This window comes from Roseateles sp. GW821-FHT09H10, assembly GCF_059415865.1.
In genome coordinates, this window is sequence record NZ_JBWKOB010000007.1 from 306668 (window position 1) to 333402 (window position 26735).

Below are 26735 nucleotides of genomic sequence, written 5' to 3' on the forward strand. Positions count from 1 at the left end.
CCTATCTTAGGCCAGTCCGAGCTGCTTCAAGAGGTCGCCGGGCGCGGCGAGTTCGATGTCTGCACCCCAGCAGCGGAATTCGCCGCTGTGACCGAGATAGCCCCAGGTGGCGGCGGCCGTCGCCATGCCCGCAGCACGACCCGCGAGGATGTCGCGCTCGTCGTCTCCGACATAGAGGCAGGTTTCGGGCGCCACATTCAGTCGACGCGCCGCCTCGAACAGAGGCGCCGGATGCGGCTTGGTGTGGCCGGTGGTGTCGCCACCGACGATGGCGCCCGCCGCCAGGCCCAGGGCCTTGGCCAGCGGCAGTGCAAAGCGCTCGGCCTTGTTGGTGACGATGCCCCAGGCCAGGCCACCGTCGGCCAAACCCAGCAACTCCGCTTCGATGCCATCAAACGGCCGCGTGCTGTCGTGCATCAGCAGTTCATAGCGATCAAGGAATTCGCGCTTGAGCGGTTCATACCCGGCCTGCCCCGGCGCCACGTCGAAGGCCTGTGCGAGCATGCCGCGCGCACCCGAGCCGCCATGCGGGCGGTATTGCGCCAAGGGCAAAGCGGGCAGGCCTCGATCGACACGCATGGCATTCGCTGCCGCCGCGAGATCGGCGGCGCTGTCGATCAACGTGCCGTCCAGGTCGAACAGCACGGCACGCAGATGTGACCAGGGATCGGCGAGCTTCAAGCGGGACGCCGGCAGGCCAGCAGGTAGTTCACGTCGGTGTCGCTGCCGAGGCTGTAGCGCTGGGTCAGCGGGTTGTAGCTCAGGCCGCGGCTGCTTTGCAGCTCCAGGCCGGCATCGCGGCAGTACTTGGCCAGCTCGGACGGCTTGATGAAGCGCGCGTACTCGTGCGTGCCCTTCGGCAGCATCTGCAGCACGTACTCGGCACCGACGATGGCCAGCAGGAAGGACTTGGCGTTGCGGTTCAGCGTCGACAGAAAGACCCAGCCGCCAGGCTTGACCAGCGTGGCCAGCGCACGCACGACGGAGGCCGGATCGGGCACATGCTCCAGCATCTCCATGCAGGTGACGGCGTCGAAGCTTGCAGGTTGCTCGGCGGCCAGCGCCTCGACGGCAATCTCTCGGTACTCGACGCCTTCGGTGCCGGCTTCCATCGCATGGAGTTCGGCCACGCGCAGCGGCTTGGTCGACAGATCGATGCCCAGCACCTGGGCGCCGGCCCGGGCCATGGAATCGCTCAGGATGCCGCCGCCGCAGCCGACGTCGACGACCCGCTTGCCCGCCAGCGGGCATTGCTGCTGGATCCAGCCCAGGCGCAGCGGGTTGATCTGGTGCAGGGGCTTGAAGTCACTTTCGGGGTCCCACCAGCGGTGGGCCAGCTCGCCGAATTTGGCGAGTTCTTGCGGGTCGGCGTTGATCGTCATGACGGAATCGGAAATAAGAAAAGCCCCGGACGGCGGGCCGTGCGGGGCTTTGCGCAAAGCGCCCGAGGGCGCCTGAGCTTACTTGTTGCGCGTACCGACGACTTCGATCTCGGTGCGGCGGTTCTTGGCGCGGCCTTCGGTCGTCTTGTTGTCGGCCACGGGCTGCTTCTCGCCCTTGCCTTCGGTGTAGACGCGGTTGGGTTCGACGCCCTTGCTCACCAGGTAGGACTTGACGGCCTCCGAGCGGCGGATCGACAGCTTCTGGTTGTACTCATCGCTGCCCACCGAGTCGGTGTGGCCAACGGCGATGATGACTTCCAGGTTGATGCCCTTGGTCTTGCTGACCAGGTCATCCAGCTTGGCGGTGGCTTCGGGCTTCAGCGTCGACTTGTCGAAGTCGAAGAAGGCGTCAGCAGCGAAGGTGACCTTCTCGCTGACCGGAGCCGGCGGCGGGGGAGCGGCGGGCTTCGGGGCAACCGGGGCGGGAGCCGGGGGCGGCGGGGCGACCGGAGCAACCGGTTCGGCCTTGGGCGCCGGCTTGATTTCGCCGTCGCAACCCTTGGCGGCCGTGGCGGGCGTCCAGAAATTGTCACGCCAGCAGTATTCGTTGGTGCCGTTCTTCCAGACGGTGCCGTCGGTTGCACGCCAGTTGTCAATGGCCTGGGCCGAAGCGCCAGACGTAGCAACGGCGACAGCGGCCACCGCAAACAGCGACGCCACACGATTCAGTTTCTTCATGATTCTCCTCTCAAGGAATGCCGCAGTTGCCCTGCGAGAGTCAGTACTCAACCTCTAACCTCAGGAGAGACTTTAGGGTTTCTCCTAGGGACTCGACGATTGTGCCATGGGGGCACCGAGACGGACGCATTGTGGCGGCCTACGTTCAAGGGCATGGTGACGATGTTGCGCTGCTGCTACAGGGTGGCGCGGCCCTTAGAATTCGCGCCTTTCACCTACCTTCAAGGACGTCGCGCCCATGTAGGCGCGCGCAATGCTGCGCATGACCCAGTTCGCCAAGGAAACCCTGCCGATCAGCCTTGAGGAGGAGATGCGCCGCTCCTACCTCGACTACGCGATGAGCGTGATCGTGGGACGCGCCCTGCCCGATGCCCGGGACGGCCTGAAGCCCGTGCACCGCCGCGTGTTGTACGCGATGAACGAGATGGGCAACACCTACAACGCCAAGTACCGCAAGTCGGCACAGGCGGTGGGTGAGACCATGGGTAAATACCACCCGCACGGCGACTCGGCCATTTACGACACCATCGTGCGCATGGCCCAGCCATTCAGCCTGCGCCACATGCTGATCGACGGCCAGGGCAACTTCGGCTCCATCGACGGCGATAACGCCGCGGCGATGCGATACACCGAGATTCGCCTCGACAAAATCGCTCACGAAATGCTGGCCGACATCGACAAGGAAACCGTCGATTTCGGGCCCAACTACGACGGCAGCCATAAGGAACCCCTGGTTCTGCCGACCCGTTTGCCGCAATTGCTGGTGAATGGTTCGGCGGGTATTGCCGTGGGTATGGCGACGAATATTCCGCCGCATAACCTGAACGAAGTCGTCGACGCCTGCCTGTTCGCCCTGAAGAACCCGGAAGTGACCGTCGATGAGCTGATGGAGATCATCCCGGCGCCCGACTTCCCGACCGCCGGCATCATCTACGGCCTGGCCGGCGTGCGCGACGGCTACCGCACCGGCCGTGGCCGCGTGGTGATGCGCGCCAAGGTCCACTTCGAGGACATCGACAAGGGCAACCGCCAGTCGATCATCGTTGACGAGATCCCCTACCAGGTCAACAAGAAGACCCTGCTCGAGCGCATCGCCGAGCTGGTGCAGGAAAAGAAGATCGAGGGCATCAGCCACATCCAGGACGAGTCCGACAAGTCCGGCATGCGGGTCGTCATCGAGCTCAAGCGCGGTGAAGTGCCCGAGGTGGTGCTGAACAACCTCTACAAGCAGACCCAGCTGCAGGACAGCTTCGGCATGAACATGGTCGCGCTCGTCGACGGCCAGCCCAAGCTCTGCAATCTGCGCGACATGATCATCGTGTTCCTGGAGCACCGCCGCGAGGTGGTGACCCGCCGCACGATCTATGAACTCCGCAAGGCCCGCGAACGCGGCCATGTGCTGGAAGGCCTGGCTGTCGCCCTGGCCAACATCGACGAGTTCATCGAGACCATCAAGACCTCGCCGACGCCGCCAGTCGCCAAGGCGGCCCTGATGGCCAAGAGCTGGGACTCGTCGCTGGTGCGCGAGATGCTGGCCCGCGCCGAAGGCGGCAGCGCCGCCTACCGCCCCGAGGGCCTGGAAGCCCAGTTCGGCATGCAGGCTGACGGCCTCTACCGCCTGTCCGAAGCCCAGGCCGGCGAAATCCTGCAGATGCGCCTGCAGCGCCTGACGGGCCTGGAGCAGGACAAGATCGTCGGCGAGTACAAGGAAGTGATGTCCGAGATCGCCGACCTGCTCGACATCCTGGCCACGCCGTCGCGCGTGACCACCATCATCAGCGAAGAGCTGACCCAGCTGAAGACCGAGTTCGGCCAGACCAAGCTGGGCGCGCGCCGCAGCGTCATCGAGCACAACGCCCAGGAGCTGGGTACCGAGGACCTGATCACGCCGACCGACATGGTCGTGACGCTCTCGCACACCGGCTACATCAAGAGCCAGGCGCTCAGTGAATACCGCTCGCAGCGCCGCGGCGGCCGCGGCAAGCAGGCCACGGCGACGAAGGAAGACGACTGGATCGACCAGCTCTTCATCGCCAACACCCACGACTGGATCCTGTGCTTCTCCGACCGCGGCCGCGTCTACTGGCTCAAGGTCTGGGAAGTGCCGCAGGGCTCGCGCAACTCGCGCGGCAAGCCCATCGTCAACATGTTCCCGCTGCAGGCCGGCGAGAAGATCACCGTGGTGCTGGCGCTGACGGGCGAGTTCCGCAGCTTCCCTGAAGACCACTTCATCTTCATGTCCACGGCCATGGGCACGGTCAAGAAGACGTCCCTCAAGGACTTCAGCAACCCGCGCAAGGCCGGCATCATCGCCGTCGACCTGGACGAGGGCGACCACCTGATTGGCGCTGCGCTGACCGACGGCCATCACGACGTGATGCTGTTCAGCGACGGCGGCAAGGCGGTGCGCTTCGACGAGGACGATGTGCGCCCCATGGGCCGCACCGCCCGCGGCGTGCGCGGCATGATGCTCGAGCCCGACCAGCGCCTGATCGCCATGCTGGTGGCCGAAGACGAGACCCAGAGCGTGCTGACCGCCACCGAAAACGGCTACGGCAAGCGCACTTCCATCGTCGAATACACCCGCCACGGCCGCGGCACCAAGGGCATGATCGCCATCCAGCAGAGCGAGCGCAACGGCCGCGTCGTCGCCGCAACGCTGGTGCGCCCCGAGGACGAGATCATGCTGATCACCGACAAGGGCGTGCTGGTGCGCACCCGTGTCGCCGAGATCCGCGAGCTCGGCCGCGCCACCCAGGGCGTCACGCTGATCGCGCTGGATGACGGCAGCAAGCTGTCCGGCCTGCAGCGCATCGTCGAGAACGATGCCAACGAAGCCGATGCCGGCGCCGAAGGCGGCGAAACTGGCTCGGCCGATGAATCCCCTGAAGCCCCCAAGGACTGATCAATGACCTCTCGCAAGCTGGGCCTGGCCCTTGCCCTCGCCCTGGCCGCCGGCACCGCCGTGGCCGACCCCTCCCCGGCCAAGAAGGCGCTGATCGACAAGATCGTCGCCCTGCAGCAGCAGGGCCTGGCCGACAGCCTGGCGGCCAACCTCGTTCAGGGCCCGCTGCCCCAGCTGATGCAAGGCGGCCGCGCCGCCCTGCAGCAGGTGCCGGCGGACAAGCGCGACGCCACGGCCAAGGCCATGGACGCCGAGCTGAAGAAGTTCATCGACGAGAACGTGCCCTATCTGAAGGACAAGATCTCCAAGGCGGTCCCGACCACGGCTTCGGCGCTGTTGGACGAACGCTTCAACGAGGACGAACTGAAGCAGATCATCGCCTGGGCAGAATCGCCGGTCAGCCAGAAGTTCGGCCTCGCCAGCATCGAACTGCAGAAGGCCGTCGCGCAAAAGGTGATGGCCGAGTCCGGCCCGACGCTGGAAGGCCGCCTCAAGACCCTGCAGAACAGCCTCGCCAAGCTGCTGGGCTTGACGCCCCCGCCGACGGCCACCACCGCGCCCGCGCCCAAGCCTGCAGCGCCCGCTGCCAAGCCCGCAGCTTCGGCGCCCGCCAAGAAGTAGCCTTCCAATCTCGATGACCTCAGCCCGCCCCTTCAATTTCTCCGCCGGCCCGGCGACCCTGCCCGAACCGGTGCTGCACCGGGTGGCGGCCGAGATGCTGGATTGGGGCGGCAGCGGCATGAGCGTCATGGAGATGAGCCACCGCGGCAAGGAGTTCGGCGCCATCCTCGAGGGCGCCCTCGCCGATGTGCGCGAGCTGCTCGCCGTGCCGGCCAACTTCCGCATCCTCTTCATGCAGGGCGGCGGCCTGGGCGAGAACGCCATCGTGCCGTTGAACCTCAGCCGCGGCGGCAAGGTGGATGTCGTCGTTACCGGCTCCTGGTCGCGCAAGAGCGCGTCCGAAGCGCGCCGCTATGCCGATGTGCAGGTGGCCGCCGAAGGCAACGGCCGCGCCATTCCCCGGGACTGGCAACTGCGCGGCGACGCAGCCTATGTCCACGTCTGCACCAACGAGACCATCGACGGCGTCGAGTTCCACGACCTGCCGCGCGTCGACAACGGCGTGCCGCTGGTCATCGACTGCTCGTCCCATCTCCTGTCCCGCCCCATCGACTGGAGCCGCGTCGGCCTGGCCTTCGGCGGCGCGCAGAAGAATATCGGCCCCGCCGGTGTGACGCTGGTCTTCGTGCGCGAGGACCTGCTCGGCCGTGCCATGGAGATCTGCCCCACTGCCTTCAACTACAAGACCGTGGCGGACAACAACTCCATGTACAACACGCCGCCGACGTTTGGCATCTACGTCGCCGGCCTGGTGTTCCAGTGGGTCAAGCAGCTCGAATACGCCGGCAAGCGCGGCCTCGCGGCCATCGAGCAGCGCAATATCGACAAGGCCGCCCTGCTCTATGCGGCGCTGGATGGCTCCGGCTTCTACGAAAACCGCGTCGAGCCGACCTGCCGCTCGCGCATGAACGTGCCCTTCTTCCTGAAGGACGAGAAGCTCAACGAGACTTTCCTCGTCGAGGCCAAGGCGGCCGGCCTGCTGCAGCTCAAGGGTCACAAGTCGGTCGGCGGCATGCGCGCGTCGATCTACAACGCCATGCCGCTGCAAGGCGTGCAGACCCTGGTGTCGTTCATGAAGGATTTCGAGGCCCGCCATGGCTGAACCCGTCGCCTCCCAGGCCCTGCTCGCCTTGCGCGACCAGATCGACGGCCTGGACAAGCAGCTGCTGGAACTGCTGAACCAGCGCGCCCGCGTCGCCGAGCAGGTCGGCGAGATCAAGCGCGCCGAAGGCACGCCTTTCTTCCGCCCGGACCGCGTCGCCCAGGTCATCGACAAGATCCGCGCCGCCAACCCCGGCCCGCTGAAGGCCGAGCATGTGTCGGCCATCTGGCGCGAGATCATGTCCGCCTGCCTGGCGCTGGAATCGCCCCAGCGCGTCGCCGTGCTGGGCCCGATGGGCACCTTCTGCGAGCAGGCGGCGCTGGAATATTTCGGCGGCGCCGCCGACATGACCTACTGCGCCAATTTCGACGAGGTCTTCCACGCGACGGCCAGCGGCAGTGCGCAGTTCGGCGTCGTCGGTGTCGAGAACATGACCGAGGGCGTGGTCACCCGCTCCCTGGACCTCTTCCTGCACACGCCCTGCCATGTGGTCGGCGAGGTCAGCCTGTTGATCCGCCACAACCTGATGCGCAAGGAGCCGTCCATGCACGGCATCGAGGCCGTGCTGGCGCATCCCCAGGCCCTGGCCCAATGCCAGAACTGGCTGAACAAGCACCTGCCCGACGTCGAACGGCGCGCCGTGTCCAGCAATGCCGAGGGCTCGCGTCTGGCGGCCACCAACCCGGCCTGGGCGGCCCTGGGCAGCGAACGCGCCTCGACGCTGTTCGGCCTGCACATCACGGCCCATGCCATCCAGGACGAGGCCTACAACCGCACGCGCTTCGCCGTCATCTGCCTGCCCCAGACCATGGCGACACCGCCGGCCACCGGCCGCGATTGCACCAGCCTGGTCGTCTCCGTGCCCAACCGCCCTGGCGCCATGCATGACCTGCTGGTGCCGCTGAAAAAGCACGGCGTGTCCATGACCCGCCTGGAATCCCGCCCGGCCCGCACCGGCCAGTGGGACTATTACTTCTACATCGACCTCGACGGCCACCCGACCCAGCCCCATGTCGCGGGCGCGCTGGCCGAGTTGCGCGAGCTCTGCGCCTTCTTCAAGATGCTGGGCGCCTACCCAGTCAAAAACTAAGGTCTGACCATGTTCCAGCAGCTCGGCGTGATCGGATGCGGCCTGATGGGTGGCAGCTTCGCGCTGGCGATGAAGAAGGCCGGCCTGGTGCGTCGGGTCGTCGGCTACAGCAAGTCGCCGTCGACGACCGAGCAGGCCAAGAAGCTGGGCGTCATCGACGTCGCCGCCGAATCGGCCCTGCTGGCCGTCTCGGGCTCGGACATCGTGCTGATCGCCGTGCCGGTGTCCGCCACCGAGGCCACGCTCAAGGCCATCCGCCATCTGGTCAATCCGGGCGTGCTCTTCATGGACGTCGGCTCGACCAAATGCGACGTCATCGAGGCCGCGCGCCGGGCCCTGGGCGAGCGCGCCTCCAGCTTCGTGCCATGCCACCCGATTGCCGGCAAGGAGTCGGGCGGCGTCCAGCACGCCGAGGCCAATCTCTACGAAGGCCGCCAGGTCATCCTGACGCCCCAGCCCTTCACCAATCCGCAGCTGGTGCAGAAGGCCACCGACGTCTGGTCGGCCCTGGGCTCGACGGTACTGAAGATGCGCCCGCACAACCACGACGCCGCCTTCGCCGCCGTCAGCCATCTGCCGCATCTGCTGGCCTTCGCCTACTTCCAGGCCATCGCCGAGCAGCCGGCGGCACGCGACTACCTCAGCCTGGCCGGCCCGGGCTTCCGCGACTTCACGCGCATCGCCGCGGGTGAGCCGGCCGTCTGGCGCGACATCCTGCTGGCCAACAAGCATGAGGTGCTGGCCCAGTCCAAGCGGTTCCGCACCATGCTGGACCAGCTCGAAGCCCTGATCGAAGCCGGTGACACCGCGGCCCTGGAAGCCGCGCTGCGCCCCATCGCCGAAGGCCGCTCCGCCTGGGGCAATCCGCCCCCTGCCACCCCTCCCGGCCGCCCGGCCGGCAAGTGATGTTCAAGATCCCCTTCCTCGACCTGCCGCCCTTGCGCGGTGCCGCGGGCACGGTGCGCCTGCCCGGCTCCAAGAGCATTTCCAACCGCGTGCTGCTGCTGGCCGCGCTGAGCGAGGGCAAGACCGTCGTGCGCGACCTGCTGGCCTCCGACGACACAGCCGTCATGCTGGACGCGCTGCGGGCCCTGGGCTGCGGCGTCTGGCGCGAGGGTGACGCCATCGTCATCGACGGCCTGGGTGGCCGCCTGCGCGCCAAGGAGGCCAAGCTCTTCCTGGGCAATGCCGGCACGGCCATGCGTCCGCTGACCGCCGCTCTGGCGGTCCTGGCCGCCACCCAAGGCGGCAGCTTCGAAGTCTCGGGCGTGCCGCGCATGCATGAGCGCCCCATCGGCGACCTCGTCGATGCACTGCGCGGCCTGGGCTGCGCCATCGACGACCTCGGCAACCCCGGCTTCCCGCCGCTGCGACTGCGCGGGCCGTCTGACCTCGCTTTGCACACACCGGTCAAGGTGCGCGGCGACGTCTCCAGCCAGTTCCTGACCGCCCTGCTGCTGGCCCTGCCCCTGGTGGCCGTGAAGGACATCCGCATCGAGGTCATCGGCGAGCTGATCTCCAAGCCCTATATCGAGATCACGCTGGCCCTGCTGGCGCGCTTCGGCATCGAGGTCAGGCGCGAGGGCTGGGAGGCTTTCGTCATCCCCGCCGGCAGCCGCTATGTGTCCCCGGGCGAAGTCTTCGTCGAGGGCGACGCGTCGTCCGCCAGCTATTTCGTCGGCCTGGGCGCCATCGCAGCGACAGACGCGCCCATGCGCATCGAAGGCGTGGGCAGCGAATCCCTGCAGGGCGATGTGCGCTTCATCGAAGCCGCCGCTGCCATGGGCGCTGAGGTCACTGCCGGCCCGAACTGGCTGGAAGTCCGCCGCGGCGCCTGGCCGCTCAAGGGCATCACGCTGGACTGCAACCACATCCCCGACGCGGCGATGACGCTGAGCGTCATGGCGCTGTACGCCGACGGCCCGACGACGCTGACCAACATCGCCAGCTGGCGCGTCAAGGAGACCGACAGAATCGCCGCCATGGCCACCGAGCTGCGCAAGCTGGGCGCCACGGTCGAGGAAGGCCCGGACTGGATCCGCGTGCAGCCGCTCGGCGACTGGAAGGCCGCCGCCATCCATACCTATGACGACCACCGCGTCGCGATGTGCTTCTCGCTGGCGGCCTTCAACAGCCTGGTCACCGAAAACGCCGTGCCGGTCCGCATCCTGGAGCCGCACTGCGTCGCCAAGACCTTCCCGGACTACTTCGAAACGCTGTTCGGCGTCGTGACTGCCAGGGCCGAGGACATCCCCGTCATCACCATCGACGGTCCCACCGCCTCCGGCAAGGGCACGCTGGCCGACGAAACCGCCAAGGCCCTGGGCTACGAAGTGCTGGATTCCGGGGCGCTGTATCGCGTCACGGGCCTCGCCGCGCGCCGCGCCGGCCTGGACCTGGACAACGGAGAGGCCGTCGCCGCCATCGTGCCGACGCTCAAGCTCAGCTTCCGGGACGGCCATGTCTTCCTGGGCGACGAGGACGTCAGCGCCCGGCTGCGCGCCGAAGCCACCGGCCTGCTGGCCTCCCAGGTGGCCGTGCACACCCCCGTGCGTCAGGCCCTGCACGAGCTGCAACTGGGCTTCCGTCGCCTGCCCGGCCTCGTTGCCGACGGCCGCGACATGGGCACGGCCCTGTTCCCGGACGCCGCGCTGAAGGTATTCCTGACGGCAAGCGCCGCCACGCGCGCCGAGCGCCGCCATAAGCAATTGATTTCCAAAGGAATTTCGGCTAATATCGTGGGCTTGCGCGAAGATTTGGAGGCGCGGGACGAACGGGACAAGAACCGCTCGGCCTCACCTCTGGCTCCCGCTCAAGACGCGCTGCTGCTGGACAACTCCGCACTGGGCATCGAGGAATCGGTGAACCAGGTGCTGGATTGGTGGCAACAGCGCAGGCCGTTCTGACATCGCGACCCGCCTCGGGTACGTCGATTGCCGGAACGGCACAGGCCTGAGAAGCCAGGGCCCGCCGGCCTCCATCGAACGCCAGTTCGATTGGCAGGGGAACGCAAGTTCCCCGTGACCGGCGGAACTCAACAACTAACCCGCAGGTTCGCCTGCACCGCAGCGCCGCATCAGCGGCGCATCAGGATCCATCAACATGTCCCAATCCCAAACCGCCCAAGCCTCCGGCATGGAATCCTTTGCCGCCATGTTCGAGGAGTCGCTGCAGCGCTCCGACATGCGCGCTGGCGAAGTGATCTCCGCTGAGGTCGTTCGTGTCGAGCACAACTTCGTCGTCGTCAACGCCGGCCTGAAGTCCGAGGCCTATGTGCCCATCGACGAATTCAAGAACGACCAGGGCGAACTGGAAGTCCAAGTCGGCGACTTCGTCTCTGTCGCCATCGACGCCATCGAAAACGGCTACGGCGACACCATCCTGTCGCGCGACAAGGCCAAGCGCCTAGCCTCGTGGCTGAGCCTGGAAACGGCCCTGGAGTCCGGCGACTTCGTGACCGGCACCGTCTCCGGCAAGGTCAAGGGCGGCCTGACCGTCCTGGTCAACGGCATCCGCGCCTTCCTGCCCGGCTCGCTGCTGGACACCCGCCCGGTGAAGGACATGAGCCCGTTCGAGGGCAAGACCATGGAATTCAAGGTCATCAAGCTCGACCGCAAGCGCAACAACGTTGTGCTGTCGCGTCGTGCCGTGGTCGAAGCCTCCATGGGTGAAGAGCGCGCCAAGCTGCTGGAAACGCTGTCGGAAGGCGCGATCGTCCAGGGCGTGGTCAAGAACATCACCGAATATGGTGCGTTCGTGGACCTCGGCGGCATCGACGGCCTGCTGCACATCACCGACATGGCATGGCGCCGTGTCCGCCACCCGAGCGAAGTCGTTCAGGTCGGCCAGGAACTGACCGCCAAGGTCCTGAAGTTCGACGCCGAGAAGAACCGTGTCTCGCTGGGCATCAAGCAGCTGGGCGACGACCCGTGGTTCGGCGTTGCTCGCCGCTACCCGACCGGCACGCGCCTGTTCGGCAAGGTCACGAACATCGCCGACTACGGCGCCTTCGTCGAGATCGAGCCGGGCATCGAAGGCCTGGTGCACGTCTCCGAAATGGACTGGACCAACAAGAACATCGCCCCCAGCAAGCTGGTCTCGCTGGGCGACGAAGTCGAAGTCATGGTCCTGGAAATCGACGAAGACAAGCGTCGTATCAGCCTGGGCATGAAGCAGTGCAAGGCCAACCCCTGGGAAGAGTTCGCCGAGAACGTCAAGCGCGGCGACAAGGTCAAGGGCCCGGTCAAGTCGATCACCGACTTCGGCGTGTTCGTGGGCCTGGCCCAAGGCATCGACGGCCTGGTGCACCTGTCCGACCTGTCCTGGGACGAGACCGGCGAGACCGCCGTTCGCAACTTCAAGAAGGGCCAGGAAGTCGAAGCCGTCGTGCTGGCCGTGGACGTCGAGCGCGAGCGCATCTCCCTGGGCATCAAGCAGCTGGACAGCGACCCCTTCACCGCCTTCACCACGATCAATGACCGTGGCGCTTCGGTGACCGGCAAGGTCAAGACCGTCGACCCGCGCGGCGCCGAGATCGAGCTGGCTGACGGCGTGATGGCCTATCTGCGCGCTTCGGAAATCTCCCGCGACCGCGTGGAAGACGCCCGCAACGTGCTGAAGGAAGGCGACGAAGTCACCGCCATCATCGTCAACGTGGATCGCAAGACCCGCAACATCCAGCTGTCGATCAAGGCCAAGGACAACGCCGACAACCAGGAAGCCATGCAGCGCCTGAGCCAGTCGAGCGAGCGTGAAAACGCCGGCACGACCAGCCTGGGCGCCCTGCTGCGCGCCAAGCTGGACAACCAAGGCAACTAAGCCCTCGGTTGACCTGCCCGGCCTGAAGCATTTTGCTGAAGGCCGGGTATGCTCCCCACAGGCTCGCTTGGCCTTTTCGCCAGCGAGCCTGTTCATTTTTCCAGATGCACGCCATGACCCGCTCCGACCTCGTTGCCGTCCTCGCTGAACGATTTGGCCAATTGACGCAGCGCGACACCGAGTTCGCGGTCAAGACCATCCTCGACGCGATGAGCGATGCCCTCGCGCGCGGCCACCGCATCGAGATCCGCGGCTTCGGCAGCTTCTCCATCAGCCGCCGCCCGCCCCGTGTCGGCCGCAACCCGCGCAGTGGCGAACAGGTCATGATCCCCGAGAAGCTGGCGCCGCACTTCAAGCCCGGCAAGGCCCTGCGCGAAGCAGTCGACAAGCATCTTCCCGTGACGGAATGACGCCCCTCGTCCAAGGACTGCCTTGGCCGGTCCCCCGCGGAGACGGCGATGCTTGCCGGATCAACCGGCAAGCACATCGCCAAGACGGGCCGGCTTGGGAGCGGCCCGGCGCTCGGCCCGAAAAACACAGCGGCCTCTGAGCCAGAATCCAGGGCCATGCGCACCCTTGTCTGGCTCCTGCGGGCCCTGCTCTTCTTCACGCTGTTCGCCTTCGCGCTGAACAACAGTCACGAGGCCGTCGTGCGCTGGTTCTTCGGCCACGAGTGGCGTGCGCCGCAAGTCATCATCGTGCTGCTGGCCTTCGGCTTCGGCGCCGCCTTTGGCGTGCTGGCCATGGTGCCGTCCTGGTGGCGCCACCGCCGCGCCGCCCAGCGAGTCGAGCCCCTGCCCGGCGCGCCCTCGCCCACTCCCGACGTTCCCGCCGCCCCTTACGCCGCCCACCAAGATGGAGTTTGATCCGCGCTGGCTGCTCTTCGTCCTGCCCGTCGTCTTCGTTCTCGGCTGGCTGGCCTCCAAGCTCGACTCCCGGCAATGGAAGCTCGAGCAGCGTGAGTCGCCCAAGGCCTATTTCAAAGGGCTCAACCTGCTGCTGAACGAGCAGCAGGACAAGGCCATCGACGCCTTCATCGAGGCCGTCCAGAACGACCCCGACACCTCCGAACTGCACTTCGCCCTCGGCAGCCTGTTCCGCCGCCGTGGCGAGACCGAGCGCGCCGTGCGCGTGCACGAACACCTGCTGCGCCGCGGCGACCTGCCCAAGACCGACCGCGACCGCGCCCAGCATGAGCTGGCCCAGGACTTCTTCAAGGCCGGCCTGTTCGACCGCGCCGAGGCCGCCTATGCCGAGCTGCGCGGCACCGCCTTCGAACGCGAGGCCCGCCTGGCCCTGCTGTCGCTGTACGAGCGCTCGCGCGACTGGACCAAGGCCGCTGAAGTCGCCGCCGAGCTGGAATCGGCCGGCACCGGCTCCTTCTCCAACCGCATTGCCCACTACCTCTGCGAGCAAGCCCTCGTTGCCCAGTCGCAGGGCCATGCCGACCTCGTACCCGCCCTGCTCGACCAGGCCCAGCGCCGCGCCCCCGAAGCCGCCCGCGCCTATGTGCTGCAGGGCCAGTTGCTGCTGAAGGCGGGCCAGGCCGAAGCCGCCATGGCCGCCTTCGCCAAGCTGCTGGCCGCCAACCCGGCCGCCTTCAATCTCGTCGCAGCCGATTGCGCCGCGGCCGCCAAGGCCCTCGGCCAGCCCGAACGCGCCATCGCCTTGCTGCTGGAGCAATACCAGCGCGCGCCCAGCATGCATCTGCTGCGGGCGCTTGCGACGCTGCAGGCCGAACCCCAGCGCGAACGCCTGGCGGCCCATCTGCGTGAGCAGCCGGCCCTGTCCGCGGCGACCGAACTGCTCAAGCTGAATGCCGCTGCCCTGCCCGCCGACGAGGCCGGCCCCCTGGTGCAGACGCTGGAGAAGGCCACCAAGCCCCTGCTTCGCTACCGCTGCGCCGCCTGCGGCTTCGAGGCGGCCCACTATTTCTGGCAGTGCCCCGGTTGCCTGAACTGGGACACCTACCCCCCACGCCATGTCGAAGAGCTCTAGAACCATCGTCTGCATGAAGTGGGGCACCAAGTACGGCCCCGAGTACGTCAATCGCCTCTACGCGATGGTGCGCCGCCATCTGCGCGGCGACTTCGAGTTCGTCTGCCTGACCGACCGCACCGAAGGCATCCGCGCCGAGGTGAAGTGCTTCCCCATCCCCGAGCTGACCCTGCCCAATGGCGAGCCCGAGCGCGGCTGGAAGAAGCTGACCACCTTCAGCCCCGTCCTCGTCAACGAGTACGGCCTCAGCGGCACGGCCCTCTTCCTGGACCTGGACGTCGTCATCGTGGGCGACATCACGCCCTTCTTCGAGGTCTCCGGAGAGTTCCTCGTCATCCACGACTGGAAGCGCCCCTGGCGCATCACCGGCAACTCCTCGGTCTACCGCTGGGAGCTGGGTGCCCACCAGGACGTGCTGACCGAGTTCGTTGCCGACCAGGCCAAGGCCAAGGCCGATTTCCGCAACGAGCAGGCGTTTCTTTCCGCCGTGCTGCACCGCCAGGGCAAGCTCAAGTATTGGGATGACGCCTGGTGCGCCAGCTACAAATACCACTGCATCCCGGCCTGGCCGACAAGCTACTGGCGTGATCCCTTCATTCCCGAAGGCGCGCGCATCCTGATCTTCCACGGCGTCATGAACCCGCCCGACGCGCTGGCCGGCCGCAGCAACGGCAACTGGCGGCATGCGCGGCCGGCACGCTGGATCGCCGACCACTGGAAAGAATGAACATCGTCGTCCTGGGCCTGATGGCCATCATCGCCGGCCTGGTGCTGCGCGAGCTGGCCACCCTGCTGCGCGCCAAGGTGCCGACGCAGACCCGCGCCGTCATGGTGGGCGACAACGCGCCGCTGTGCCAGCAAGACATTCCCAAGGTCATCTGGACCTATTGGCAGCCCTCGCCGGCCCCGGCCTTCATCCAGGCCTGCCTGGACAACTGGCGCCGCTTCGCGCCCGACCATGAAGTGCGCCTGCTGGACCGCGACAGCGTCTCCAGCTGGCTGCCCGAGCTGCGCGCCGACTTCGACGCCCTGGCCGCCTACCGCCAGGCCGACTGGCTGCGCATCCAGCTGCTCGCCCGCCACGGCGGCATCTGGATGGACGCCTCCATGCTGCTGAGCCGCGACCTGGCCTGGCTGCATGAGACACGCCAGCGCCGCGCCGCGGACTACGTCGGCTTCTACATCGACCGCTACACGACCCGGCCCGAACTGCCCATCGTCGAGAACTGGCTGATGGCCTCGGTGCCCGGCGGGCGCTTTGCGACAGCCCTGGCCGCAGCCTTCGACCGCGCGCTGGACGAAGGCGCCGAGGCGCTGCTGCAGCGCCTGCAGAACGAAGGCCGGCACGCTCGCGTCGTGCAGGCCCTGACGGAGGACTTCCAGCGCTATCTGCTGATGCATGTGGCCGCCGGCGAATTGCTGGACCGCGAGCCCCAGGCGGCGCGCCTGCTGCTGCTGCGCGCCGAGGACGGCCCCTTCGCCTGGCATGCCGGCGTGGGCTGGCGCAAGCGCCACCTCTATGCCCGCCTGGCCCTGCTGCCCTGCCCGCGCGTGCTGCCCGCCGTGCTGAAGCTGCGCGGCGGTGACCGCGCCGTCGCGGAGCGCAACTGGCGGCGTGGACTCGTCTCGCCCTTCAGCGCCCTGGTCCAGCTCGTCGACCGCCCGAAGAAGTGATGCGGCCCTGGCTCAGCCTGCTGTTCCCGATGTATCGGGTCGAGCCCTGGCTGAAAGCCTGCATGGACTCGCTCAAGCCTCAGCTGGACGACGGCGTGGAGCTGGTCTTTGTCGATGACGCCTCGCCCGACGGATCCGCAGCGCTGGTTGAACAACTGCTGCCGCAGGCGAGGCTGATCCGCCAGCCCGAGAACCGCGGCGTCAGCGCGGCGCGCAACCGGCTGCTGGATGAGGCGCAAGGCGACTATCTCTGGTTCATCGACCCCGACGACCTCGTCGAGCCCGGCGTCATCCCGCGGCTGAAGGCCTTGCTCGAGCAGCACAGGCCGGACCTCGTCAGCTGCGACTTCCGCGTCTTCGACGACGGCCCGTCGACCGAATCCCTCAAGCCGCGCCACCGCCACATCGCCAGCTTCGATGGCCCGGCCGGCGTCGTCATGGACGACGTGGACCAGCGCCTGAACGGCTTCTTTGTGCACGGCCAGTTCCACCCCTGGAGCAAGATCGTGCGCCGTGCCTGCTGGCCCGCCGGTCTGCGCTTTCCGCAAGGCCGCGTCTTCGAGGACATGGCCGTCTACCCGCGCCTGTTCCTGCACACGCCGCGGCATCTGCATGTGGCGGAGGTCTGGATCGCCTACCGCCAGCGCGGTGGCAGCCTGTTGTCGACGCTGGACCTGAAGCGGCTGGATGACTGGACCTGGGCCCTGGCCGGCCTGGCCGCCGAGCTGCCGCCGCTGAACGACGACACGCGTTTCGAAATCGCCCATTTCTGCGCCCGCACCCTGCTGCGGGCCAAGCGCCGCCGGCAGCAGCTGGGCGGCGAAGCACTGGCCGGCCTGCCCACCGATGCCGAACGCTTCGACCGCAGCTCGCCCTTGAGCCGCCGCGCGCTGCTGGCCGCCTATTTCAGGCGGGGACGCTGGCTGCGTGGCCTGCAGTGGTGGCGCAGCGCGTGATCAGCGCCTCGTAGCGCTCCCGCATCAGCGCCAGGCCATGTTCGGCCAGGGCGCGCTCGCGCGCAGCGGCACCCAGGCGGGCGGCCAGCGCCGGGTCGCGCAACAGGCGTGCAATGGCGTCCGCCAGGGCCGCGGCATCCCCTTCCGGCACCAGCAGGCCGGTCACGCCCTCCTCGATGACGCCGCGCACGCCGATGACGTCGGAGGCGATGCAGGCGCAGCCGGCCGCCATGGCCTCGACCAGGGCCAGGGGCATGCCCTCGTAATGCGTGGACAGCACGTACAGGGCCTGGGAGCGCAGCAGGCCGGGCATGTCGGCGTGATGGCCGAGGAAGGCGACCTGCCCGTCCAGCCCCAGCTGCCGTGCCTTGGCTTTCATCCGAGCCAGCAGCGGGCCAATGCCGGCCAGTTGCAGGCGCGGCTTCAGGCCCTGCGCGGCGAGTCTTGCCAGCGCCTCCAGCAGCGTTGCATGGTCCTTCTGGCGCGCGAAGCGGGCCGACATGACCAGGCCGGCCTCGCGCAGCCCCCCCGGCACGGCAAAGCGCGACAGGTCGACGCCGTTGGGGATGGCCAGGGTCTTGTCCGCCGGCAGGCCCTGGGCCAGCAGGCTCTCGCGCACGCCTTCGCTGACGCCGACCAGGGCCGCGCTCTTCGCGGCCAGGCTGCGGCTCTCGCGCAGGCTCCAGGGCATGTAGCGCTCGCGCGAGTTGTGCTCGACCTGGATCAGCACCGGCACGCCGGCGTCCAGCCCGGCCTGGCGGCCGATCAGATGCTCGGGAAAGCCATGGGCGAGGAGGGCCACGGGCTTGATCTGCGCCAGCAGGCGTGCCAGCTCGATCTGAGTGCGTCTATGGATCCAATGAGCGGGGACGAGAAGCACTCGAAGGCCTTGGGCCAGCAGCGCCTCGACACGGGCCATGGGCGTATGCGGCTTCTGCCTCAGGATGAGGACGGGTTCGAAAGGCCCGCCCTGCAGGGCCGACAGGCAGAGGTCGACGGCCACCTGGGTCGCACCGGAGAAGCCACCGGTCACGAAGTGAACGACTTTCGGGCGCGCTCTCAAGGCGGAATCGTTCGGCATTGGGCGCGCAGTGTAGGAGAGACAATCGCGCCCCATGTCTCTCGACACCAACGTCTCCCCGGCCCGCCGCCTCGGCCAGTTCGTCTACCCCCATCGCTGGGGCGCCCTGCTCACGGTGCTGGCCTATGTCGGCGCCGCGGCCACCGAACCCATGATCCCCAAGCTGATCGGCTATGCCTTCGGCGAGGGCTTTGCCAAGGACGCCTTTCCGCTGTGGATGATCCCGGTCGTGCTGATCGGCCTCTATCTGATGCGCGGCGTGTTCGGCTTTGCGGGCCAATACCTCTTCAACTGGACCGTCACGCGCAGCGTGATGGACTTCCGCGCGGCCCTCGTCAATGCGCTGCTGCGCCTGGACGCCCAGAACTACACCCGGATGCAGCCGGGCACGGCCGTCAGCAAGGTCGTCAACGACCCGCAGCAGATCCTGCAGCTGGTCGGCGACGTCGGCATGAGCCTGCTGCGCGACGGCCTGCCGGCCATCGCCATGCTGGGCTATCTGTTCTACCTGAACTGGAAGCTGACGCTGCTCAGCCTGATCGTCACGCCGGCGATGGCCTTCATCATGAAGAAGGTCAACCAGCGCATGCGGCTGATGGCCTCGCGCTCCTACGACTCGCAGCTGCTGCTGGTCAACAAGGTCGACGACCTCGCCCGCGCCTGGCGCGTCGTGCGCCAGTTCGGCGCCGAGGCGCATGAGCGCGAGCGCTTCGCGGCCACGGCCCACGAGGTGCGCCGCAACAACCTGAAGACAGCCACCGCCGGCGCCCTGGCCCAGCCCCTGTCCCAGCTCGTCGCGGCCATCGGCCTGTCCTTCATCATCTGCGTGACGCTGTGGCAGGCCCGCGCCGAAGGCACCGGCGTGCAGGCCTTTGCCGAGTTCGTCACCGCCCTGCTGCTGCTGACCTCGCGCCTGCGCCACCTGTCCGACCTGGCGGCGCCGCTGACCCGGGCCTCGGTCATCGCCAAGGGCTGCTTCGAGCTGATGGATGCGCCCAAGGAGGTCGACAACGGCACGCTCGAGCTGCCGACTCATGCCCATGGCGAGCTGGCCATGGAAGACGTGAGCCTGACCTACCCCGGCGCCGGCCAGCCGGCCCTGGACGGCCTCAGCCTGACCTTCCCCGCCGGCAAGACGACCGCCCTGGTCGGCGCCTCGGGCGCGGGCAAGAGTTCCATCATCCATCTGCTGCTGGGCTTCGGCGCGCCCGACGCCGGCCGCATCCTGCTGGATGGCAACGACGTCGAGGCCTTGACACGCCTGAGCCTGCGCCGCCAGTTCGCCGTCGTGTCCCAGGACATCGTGCTCTTCGACGACTCGGTGGCCAACAACATCGCCTATGCCCAGCCGCGCGATGAAGCGCGCCTCGAAGCCGCCCTGCGCGCCGCCCATCTGTGGGACTTCGTGCAGAACCTGCCCGAGGGCGTCGAGACCAGCGTCGGCGCCAATGGCAGCAAGCTCTCCGGCGGCCAGCGCCAGCGCCTGGCCATCGCGCGGGCCCTGTACAAGGACGCGCCGATCTGGATCTTCGACGAGGCCACCTCGGCTCTCGACACCGAGAGCGAGCGCGCCGTGCAGCAGGCCCTGGCGGCCTGGTCCGGCCGCAAGACGCTGATCGTCATCGCCCACCGCCTGTCCACCATCCGCGACGCCGACGCCATCCATGTGCTGGGGGCCGGCAAGCTGATCGAGACCGGCACGCATGCCGAACTGCTGGCCCGGGATGGCGCCTATGCCGCCATGGTGAGGGCCCAGGCGGGCGAACCGTGAAGCGAAGGGCGCTGCTGCTGTGGGCGGCGGCGCCTGCCCTGGCTCAGACCGAGGTCGAAGCCAATACGGCGACTCGCGCCCAACTCGAATCCCTGCCCGGCCTCGGCCCATCCCTGGTCCGGCGCCTGCTGGCCGCGCGGCCCTTCAAGGATTGGGCCGACCTGATGCGGCGCGTGCCCGGCGTGAAGGCTGCCGCGGCGCGCAAGCTGTCGGCGGCGGGCCTGCGTGTGGCAGGCGCGGCCTACTCAGCAGTCGGCGGCGAAGCCGGCTGAGCGGCTGCGGCGCAGCGCGGCCGGGTCGATCTGTGGCGCCCGCGCCGGCCAGCCGAAGAAGCGCTGCACCTCGGCCCGCTTGGCCAGCGTATCGCTCATGCCCAGGTTGATCAGTTCGTTGACGAAGCTGGGCTCGAACAGCAGATAGCTGACCAGGGCCGAGCCGCTGGTCTTGTTGCCCTTGCCGCTGACGCCGAAGGCCCTCAACATGGCGCGCACCGAGTGCGGCAGGCTGGCCTGATGCTCGCCGGCCAAGTCGTCCAGGCGGCGGCTGGGCGCGATGACGAGCAGCTCGATGGGCCGCAGCGCCGTCGCCGCCCGCGTCTCGCGCGGCAGCAGGGCCAGGGTGCGGTTGATGCGGCGCAGGCGCTCGACGTCGACCGACAGCGCGTCCAGGAAGATGTTGGACAGGGCGTGGCCGGCGATCTGGGCCATGCTGGGATGCTGCTCGTTGGCAGCGACGCGCCGGCCCTCGGGCTCCTTCATGCGGCCCGCGCCGATGACGAGGACGCGCTCGGCACCCAGGTGCACGGCCGGCGAGATGGGCGCGCTCTGGCGCATGGAGCCGTCGCCGAACCACTCCGGCATGCCCTCGAGCTCGATCAGCTCGGCCGGGAAGATGAAGGGAATGGCCGACGAGGCCATCAGATGCGCAAGGCTCAGCCTGGCCTGCACCGCCATGCGCTGCTCGCGCAGCCAGGGCACGACGTGGTGATGGGTCTGGAAGAAGGTGACGTGCTGGCCCGAGGTGTAGCTCGAGCCCGTCAGCGCCAGCGCGCGCAGATGGCCGCCGTCCAGCATGGACTCGATGCGCGGCATGTCGAGATAGCGTGCCAGCAGCTCGCGCAGCGGCGCGTTGTTCAGCAGGCTCTTGGGCCGGCTGCGCGTCCAGCGGGCGACGGCCCAGCCCAGGCTCAGCATGCTGAGCCAGCGCGCGCCGCTCCTCACCGCCTCGAAGGCATCGGCGCGGTAGATGTTCTCGACATGCAGGCCCTGCCAGAGATGCAGCAGTCCGTCGACGGCGCCGTCGAAGTCATCGGCATGACAGGCCAGCGTCGACGCATTGATGGCGCCGGCGGAGGTGCCGCTGATGACGGGAAAGGGGTTGTGCTGGGTCTGGCCGGCGTCGCGCCGCAGTTGCGCGATGGCGGCCAGCACACCCACCTGGTAGGCCGCACGCGCGCCGCCACCGGTCAGGATCAGCCCCGTGACCGGCTGCGGGCGGACGAGCCCGGCTGAATGAGCAGAAGGCTTGGGTACGGCTTGCAGCATCTGGCGAAATCATCGCCGAAATGCTCGGGTCCTCAGGGGCGAACAACCCCGCAACTGGGCTAGTTCTCGTAGATAACTTCTGCGGCCGTGCCGAGCTTGGCCAGCGCCTCGTCGGCCGGCCAGAAGCGGCTGGCCTCGCCCAGCTCGACCAGCCAGCGCGCGCCGACCCGGCCGTTCTCGGGCTCGGCCTTCATGGCCACCCGCACCGGCAGGCCCTGCTTGCGGGTGCCGCCCTCCTCGGTCTCGACCTCGCGGGGCGGGAAGCGCTGCACCAGCTCGTGGACAAGGCCGGCCGCGCCCGCATTGCCCAGCAGCAGGTGGCGGCCGAACCTGGCGCGCGCCGCCGACAGGCTCCACACCGCCTGCACATTCATGCGCAGGCCGCCGGAGAAGCGGTCGTTCTGCACCTTGCCCTGGGCAATGATGAGCTCGTCCTCGGCCAGCAGTTCCTTGTTGGCATTCAGCAACTCTTCATTGGCCACGGCCTCGACGGCGTCGCTCTTGTCGTCGATCTTGAAGATGGCGACGCGGCCGCGCTGGCCGTTGATGACGCGCATGCCGCTGACGATGCCGGCCACCAGCGTGGGCTCGCGGCTGTCCACCAAGTCGGCGATCTGGCGCTTGACGATGCGCCTGACCTCGGCGCCGCTCTGGTCGAAGAGATGGCCCGACAGATAGAAGCCGATGGCCGTCTTCTCCAGCGACAGCCTCTCCTTGATGCTCCAGGGCTCGGCATGCACGAGCTCGGGCTCGGCGGTGGACGAGCCGTGGGTGTCGCCGAAGTCGAACAGGCCGCCCTGGTCGGCGTTGGCCTCGGTCGTCTCGGCATGCGTGTAGCCGCGGGCTACGCTGGCCAGCAGCTTGGAGCGCTCGGGGTTGATGGCGTCGAAGGCGCCAGCCTTGATCAGCGCCTCGACCACGCGCTTGTTGACCGACTTGCGGTCCACCCGCAGGCAGAAGTCGTAGAAGCTCAGGAAAGGCCCGCCGGCCTCGCGCGCCGCGATGATGGCCTCGATGGCGCCGCGGCCCGTGCCCTTGACGGCGCCCAGGCCGTAGTTCACCAGGCGGTTGGACAGCGGCTCGAAGCGGTACATGCCCTTGTTCACGCAGGGCGACTGGAACTCGACGCCGAAGATCTTGGCGTCGCCCAGCAACACCTTGAGCTTGTCGGTGTCGTCCATTTCAATGGTCATGTTCGCGGCGTAGAACTCGGCCGTGTAGTGCGTCTTCAGCCAGGCCGTGTGATACGACAGCAAGGCGTAGGCGGCGGCGTGCGACTTGTTGAAGCCGTAGCCCGCGAACTTCTCCATCAGGTCGAAGACCTCGTCGGCCTTCTCCTCGTTGATGCCCTTTTCCGCCGCGCCCTTGCGGAACATCGCGCGGTGGGCGGCCATCTCGTCGGCCTTCTTCTTGCCCATGGCGCGGCGCAGCATGTCGGCGCCGCCAAGGCTGTAGCCGCCCAGCACCTGGGCGGACTGCATCACCTGCTCCTGGTAGACGAAGACGCCATAGGTCTCGGCCAGCACCTGTTCCAGCAGCGGATGCGGGTACTCGATGGTTTCCTTGCCGTGCTTGCGCGCGACGAAGGAAGGGATCAGGTCCATGGGGCCCGGGCGGTAGAGCGACACCAGGGCGATCAGGTCCTCGAAGCGCGAGGGCTTGGCGTCCTTCAAGAGGCGCTGCATGCCGGGCGATTCAAACTGGAACACGCTCTCCGAGTAGCCCTTGCCGAAGAGGTCGAAGACCTTCTTGTCGACCAGGGGCACATGGGCCCAGTCGAAGTCCTTGCGGTCGGGGTGGCGGGCGACGATGAAGTCCTTGGCCAGCTCCAGGATGGTCAGCGTGGCCAGGCCCAGGAAGTCGAACTTGACCAGGCCGATGGCCTCCACGTCGTCCTTGTCGAACTGGCTCACCGCGCTGGTCGAGCCGGGTTGCTGGTACTGCGGGCAGAAGTCGGTGATCTTGCCGGGGGCGATCAGCACGCCGCCGGCGTGCATGCCGATGGAGCGCACCGTGCCCTCGACGCGCGCCGCCATCTCCAGCAGGCCGGCTACTTCCTCGTCGGCCTTCTCGCGCTCCTCGATCTCGGGCGACTCGTGGCGGGCATAGACCATCTTGGCCTTGTCCGGGTCGAAGTTGGGCGGCAGCTTGGCCAGGGTCACGGTCTTGCCGGGCGGCGCCGGGATGAGCTTCGCGACGCTGTCCACATGGCCGAAGCCCATGCCCAGCACGCGGCCGATGTCGCGCAGCGCGCCCTTGGCCGCCATGGTGCCGAAGGTCGCGATCTGGCTGACCGCCGGACGGCCATATTTGTCCTTGACGTAGTCGATGACGCGGTCACGGTTGCCCTGGCAGAAGTCGATGTCGAAGTCGGGCATCGAGACGCGCTCGGGGTTCAGGAAGCGCTCGAACAGCAGGTTGTATTTGAGCGGGTCCAGGTCCGTGATCAGCAGCGCATAGGCAACGAGGGAGCCCGCGCCCGAGCCCCGGCCCGGGCCGACCGGGCAGCCGTTTTCCTTGGCCCAGCGGATGAAGTCCGACACGATGAGGAAGTAGCCCGGGAAGCCCATCTTGATGATGGTGTCGAGCTCGAAGTCCAGGCGCTCGACGTAGCGCGGCCTCTCCTTGTCGCGCTCGGCCTCGTTGGGAAAGAGGTGCTTCAGCCGCCCGACCAGGCCTTCATGGCTCAGCTCGCGGAAGTACTGGTCCATCGGCATGGGCGTGCCGTCTTCGAGCAGCGGCGTCGGGAAGTTGGGCAGCTGCGGCTTGCCCAGCACCAGCGTCAGCGAGCAGCGCCGCGCGATCTCCAGCGTGTTCTGGATGGCGCTGGGCACGTCCTTGAACAGCTCGCGCATCTGCGCCTGGGTCTTGAAGTACTGGCTGGGCAGGAAGCGCTTGATGCGCTTGGGGTTGGCCAGGGTCTCGCCCTCGGCGACGCAGACGCGGGCCTCATGGGCCTCGAAGTCCTCTTCGCTGAGGAACTGGATGGGGTGGGTGGCGACGACCGGCAGGCCCAGCTCCGCGGCCAGCGGCACGCTGGCCTGCACCAGGGCCTCCTGGCCGGGCAGGCCGGCGCGCTGCAGCTCGATATAGAAGCGCCCCGGGAACAGGGCCGACAGCTTCTGCGCCCATTCGGTGGCGCGCACCTTGTCGCCCTGCATCAGGGCCTGGCCCAGGCCGCCATGCTGGGCGCCGCTCAGGCAGATCAGCCCGCCGCCCAGCTCCTGCAGCCATTCCAGCTTCAGGCAGGCCTGGTTGCGCTGCACGTTGTCGATCCAGGCGCGCGACAGCAGCTCGGAGATGTTCAGATAACCCTGCTTGTCCTGCACCAGCAGCAGCAGGCGCGTCGGCGGCTTGTCGGTGGCGTCGCTCTCGACCCAGCAGTCGGCGCCGAGGATGGGCTGCACGCCCTTCTTGCGCGCCGCCGAATAGAACTTGATGCCGCCGAACAGGTTGGCGAGGTCGGTGATGGCCGCCGCCACCTGGCCGTCCTTGGCCGCCGCGCCGGCCGCGTCATCGGTGCGCAGCGTGCCGTCCACGACCGAGAACTCGGTGTGCATGCGCAGGTGGACAAAGGGCAGCTCTTGCAGGTCTTGGACAGCGGTCTCGGGCATCGCAGCATTGTAGGAAGCCGCCGCCGCAGATTTGCCGGGCTGCATGGCAACGCTTACATGCCTTGTCGATGCCATAAAACTTTAAGTATTACTTTTAATCGATGCCAATTGCTGGATCGGCGTAATCGCGGGGTGTTTATCAGCAAATAGTCATGTTTAATTCATTCGCCCGGAACTGGCGCCGGTTCGGGGCACCACGAGGCCCGCTCGCACGAGGCGGCCCGCCACACCCGGAGACAAACCATGTTCCTGATTTGCAAGCGCCTCGCGCGCTGGGCTGCTGCATGCGCCCTCAGCGCACTGCTGGCCCCCGCCCAGGCGGCGCCCTGGACGCTGACCGGCGCCATCGGCACCCACGACCCCCACGTCTACAAGACCAGCTCGACCTGGTGGCTGTTCGAGACCACCGACAACGGCGGCATCGCCGTCAAATACTCCAGCAATGGCACGGCCTGGACCCAGGGCGGCCCCATCTTCAGCAGCGGCCTGGCCTGGTGGAAGACCTATCTGCCCAGCAACAAGACGGCTATGGTCTGGGCGCCCGGCTGCGGCGAGTACAACGGCCTGGGCTATTGCTACTACGCCATCTCCAGCTTCGGCTCGCAGAAGTCGGCCATCGGCCTGACCACCTCGGCCGGCGGCATCCAGGCCGGCCAATGGGTGGACCAGGGCGCCATCCTCACCTCCAAGTCCGGCGACGGCTACAACGCCATCGACCCGGCCTTCGTCGTGGCCGCCAATGGCGATCCCTACATGGTCTTCGGTTCCTTCTGGAACGGCATCCACATCACCCGGGTCAGCAAGGTCAACCTGAAGCCACCGACGGGCGGCATCGTCAACATCGCCAAGGACACCGCCAACGGCATCGAGAACGGCTTCGTCGTCCGCCGGGGCAGCTGGTATTACCTGTTCGCCTCCAAGGGCGCCTGCTGCCAGGGCGCCAACAGCACCTACCGCATCGTCGTCGGCCGCTCGGCCTCCATCACCGGCCCCTATGTGGACAAGGCCGGCGTCTCGATGATGTCCGGCGGCGGCACCGTCCTCGCGTCCAGCGGCTCGCGCTTCAAGGGCCCGGGCGGGCAATCCCTGCTGGCCGACGGCTCGGTGATGGCCTGGCATGCCTATGACGCGCAGAACAACGGCGCGCCGGTGCTCTTCATGGGCAATGTGACCTGGGGCTCGGACGCATGGCCACAAGCGGTCTGGTGATCGCGCCGCCGGCGGCGCTGGCCATGGGGCTGGCGCTGCTGGCCTGGGCCTGGTGGGGGCAGCCGGCGGCGCAGGCCGAGGCACCCCCGCGCCCGGCGGTGATCGACGCGCCAGCGCCGGTGTTCAAGCCGCTGCCGGTGACGACGGCCGCGCCGGCCGTTCGCTCGGCCCCGGTCGCCGCCCTGCCCCTGGCCGGCCTGCTGACGGCGCCCGAGGCCAGCCTGCGCAGCAG

The 26735-nt window shown here is 67.8% G+C and carries 22 protein-coding genes and 1 pseudogene; 17 read left to right on the forward strand and 6 right to left on the reverse strand.

Annotated elements, in window-relative coordinates:
* Window positions 1-6 precede the first annotated feature (6 nt).
* From AC07OY_RS27310 to ompA, 3 genes are all read right to left on the reverse strand, one after another.
* The gene (locus AC07OY_RS27310) at window positions 7-681 is read right to left on the reverse strand and encodes an HAD-IA family hydrolase (protein WP_495045751.1); all 675 of its coding nucleotides are present in this window, start codon (window positions 679-681) and stop codon (window positions 7-9) included.
* The gene (gene ubiG, locus AC07OY_RS27315) at window positions 678-1382 is read right to left on the reverse strand and encodes a bifunctional 2-polyprenyl-6-hydroxyphenol methylase/3-demethylubiquinol 3-O-methyltransferase UbiG (protein ID WP_495045752.1); all 705 of its coding nucleotides are present in this window, start codon (window positions 1380-1382) and stop codon (window positions 678-680) included. Before ubiG ends, AC07OY_RS27310 begins: the two co-directional genes overlap by 4 nt.
* Window positions 1383-1460: 78 nt before the next feature.
* Window positions 1461-2120: an outer membrane protein OmpA gene (ompA, locus tag AC07OY_RS27320; protein WP_495045753.1), complete on the reverse strand. Its 660-nt coding sequence runs from the start codon at window positions 2118-2120 to the stop codon at window positions 1461-1463.
* Between the two features lie 262 nt (window positions 2121-2382).
* Between ompA and gyrA the strand changes: the two genes are divergently transcribed.
* From gyrA to AC07OY_RS27385, 13 genes are all read left to right on the forward strand, one after another.
* Entirely contained in the window at window positions 2383-5025 is a 2643-nt protein-coding gene (gyrA, locus tag AC07OY_RS27325; protein ID WP_495045777.1) for a DNA gyrase subunit A, read from the forward strand.
* A 3-nt stretch (window positions 5026-5028) separates the two neighbouring features.
* Window positions 5029-5646 carry a DUF2059 domain-containing protein gene (locus tag AC07OY_RS27330; RefSeq protein WP_495045754.1) on the forward strand — a complete coding sequence of 206 codons (618 nt, stop codon included), beginning with the start codon at window positions 5029-5031 and terminating at the stop codon, window positions 5644-5646.
* A gap of 13 nt (window positions 5647-5659) precedes the next feature.
* Window positions 5660-6748: a 3-phosphoserine/phosphohydroxythreonine transaminase gene (gene serC / locus AC07OY_RS27335; protein WP_495045755.1), complete on the forward strand. Its 1089-nt coding sequence runs from the start codon at window positions 5660-5662 to the stop codon at window positions 6746-6748.
* Entirely contained in the window at window positions 6741-7838 is a 1098-nt protein-coding gene (gene pheA / locus AC07OY_RS27340) for a prephenate dehydratase (RefSeq protein WP_495045756.1), read from the forward strand. Before serC ends, pheA begins: the two co-directional genes overlap by 8 nt.
* Window positions 7839-7847: 9 nt before the next feature.
* Window positions 7848-8744, forward strand: a complete 897-nt coding sequence (locus AC07OY_RS27345) for a prephenate dehydrogenase (RefSeq protein ID WP_495045757.1) — start codon at window positions 7848-7850, stop codon at window positions 8742-8744.
* Window positions 8744-10744 carry a bifunctional 3-phosphoshikimate 1-carboxyvinyltransferase/cytidylate kinase gene (locus AC07OY_RS27350; protein WP_495045758.1) on the forward strand — a complete coding sequence of 667 codons (2001 nt, stop codon included), beginning with the start codon at window positions 8744-8746 and terminating at the stop codon, window positions 10742-10744. Before AC07OY_RS27345 ends, AC07OY_RS27350 begins: the two co-directional genes overlap by 1 nt.
* A 196-nt stretch (window positions 10745-10940) precedes the next feature.
* Entirely contained in the window at window positions 10941-12656 is a 1716-nt protein-coding gene (rpsA, locus tag AC07OY_RS27355; protein WP_495045759.1) for a 30S ribosomal protein S1, read from the forward strand.
* Between the two features lie 113 nt (window positions 12657-12769).
* Complete coding sequence (locus AC07OY_RS27360) at window positions 12770-13066, forward strand: integration host factor subunit beta (protein ID WP_495045760.1); 297 nt, start codon at window positions 12770-12772, stop codon at window positions 13064-13066.
* A 156-nt stretch (window positions 13067-13222) separates the two neighbouring features.
* On the forward strand, window positions 13223-13522 hold the full coding sequence (locus tag AC07OY_RS27365; protein ID WP_495045761.1) for a LapA family protein: 300 nt from the start codon (window positions 13223-13225) through the stop codon (window positions 13520-13522).
* Window positions 13512-14654 (forward strand): lipopolysaccharide assembly protein LapB, encoded by a 1143-nt coding sequence (gene lapB, locus AC07OY_RS27370; protein WP_495045762.1) that lies wholly within the window; start codon window positions 13512-13514, stop codon window positions 14652-14654. The genes AC07OY_RS27365 and lapB overlap by 11 nt, the downstream gene beginning before the upstream one ends.
* Window positions 14638-15381 (forward strand): glycosyltransferase, encoded by a 744-nt coding sequence (locus tag AC07OY_RS27375; protein ID WP_495045763.1) that lies wholly within the window; start codon window positions 14638-14640, stop codon window positions 15379-15381. The genes lapB and AC07OY_RS27375 overlap by 17 nt, the downstream gene beginning before the upstream one ends.
* Window positions 15378-16328, forward strand: a complete 951-nt coding sequence (locus tag AC07OY_RS27380; RefSeq protein WP_495045764.1) for a glycosyltransferase family 32 protein — start codon at window positions 15378-15380, stop codon at window positions 16326-16328. The genes AC07OY_RS27375 and AC07OY_RS27380 overlap by 4 nt, the downstream gene beginning before the upstream one ends.
* Window positions 16328-17284, forward strand: coding sequence for a glycosyltransferase family 2 protein (locus tag AC07OY_RS27385; protein WP_495045765.1), 957 nt, complete (start codon window positions 16328-16330; stop codon window positions 17282-17284). The genes AC07OY_RS27380 and AC07OY_RS27385 overlap by 1 nt, the downstream gene beginning before the upstream one ends.
* Here the strand turns inward: AC07OY_RS27385 and AC07OY_RS27390 are convergent.
* Window positions 17235-18365 carry a glycosyltransferase gene (locus tag AC07OY_RS27390; protein ID WP_495045766.1) on the reverse strand — a complete coding sequence of 377 codons (1131 nt, stop codon included), beginning with the start codon at window positions 18363-18365 and terminating at the stop codon, window positions 17235-17237. The genes AC07OY_RS27385 and AC07OY_RS27390 overlap by 50 nt on opposite strands.
* A gap of 34 nt (window positions 18366-18399) precedes the next feature.
* On the opposite strand from AC07OY_RS27390, the gene AC07OY_RS27395 reads away from it, so the two are divergent.
* Together AC07OY_RS27395 and AC07OY_RS27400 are read left to right on the forward strand one after the other, a co-directional pair.
* Window positions 18400-20136, forward strand: coding sequence for an ATP-binding cassette domain-containing protein (locus AC07OY_RS27395; protein WP_495045767.1), 1737 nt, complete (start codon window positions 18400-18402; stop codon window positions 20134-20136).
* Complete coding sequence (locus tag AC07OY_RS27400) at window positions 20133-20408, forward strand: ComEA family DNA-binding protein (RefSeq protein ID WP_495045768.1); 276 nt, start codon at window positions 20133-20135, stop codon at window positions 20406-20408. Before AC07OY_RS27395 ends, AC07OY_RS27400 begins: the two co-directional genes overlap by 4 nt.
* On the opposite strand, the gene AC07OY_RS27405 is transcribed toward AC07OY_RS27400, so the two are convergent.
* Together AC07OY_RS27405 and dnaE are read right to left on the reverse strand one after the other, a co-directional pair.
* The gene (locus AC07OY_RS27405) at window positions 20382-21680 is read right to left on the reverse strand and encodes a patatin-like phospholipase family protein (RefSeq protein ID WP_495045769.1); all 1299 of its coding nucleotides are present in this window, start codon (window positions 21678-21680) and stop codon (window positions 20382-20384) included. The genes AC07OY_RS27400 and AC07OY_RS27405 overlap by 27 nt on opposite strands.
* Before the next feature lie 59 nt (window positions 21681-21739).
* Window positions 21740-25294, reverse strand: coding sequence for a DNA polymerase III subunit alpha (dnaE, locus tag AC07OY_RS27410; RefSeq protein WP_495045770.1), 3555 nt, complete (start codon window positions 25292-25294; stop codon window positions 21740-21742).
* A 243-nt stretch (window positions 25295-25537) separates the two neighbouring features.
* Here dnaE and AC07OY_RS27415 point away from each other — a divergent pair, with 243 nt between their 5' ends.
* Window positions 25538-26503: a glycoside hydrolase family 43 protein gene (locus tag AC07OY_RS27415; protein WP_495045771.1), complete on the forward strand. Its 966-nt coding sequence runs from the start codon at window positions 25538-25540 to the stop codon at window positions 26501-26503.
* Window positions 26482-26735: pseudogene (locus AC07OY_RS27420) on the forward strand (hypothetical protein); the annotation flags it as partial. The gene AC07OY_RS27415 and the pseudogene AC07OY_RS27420, both read left to right, overlap by 22 nt.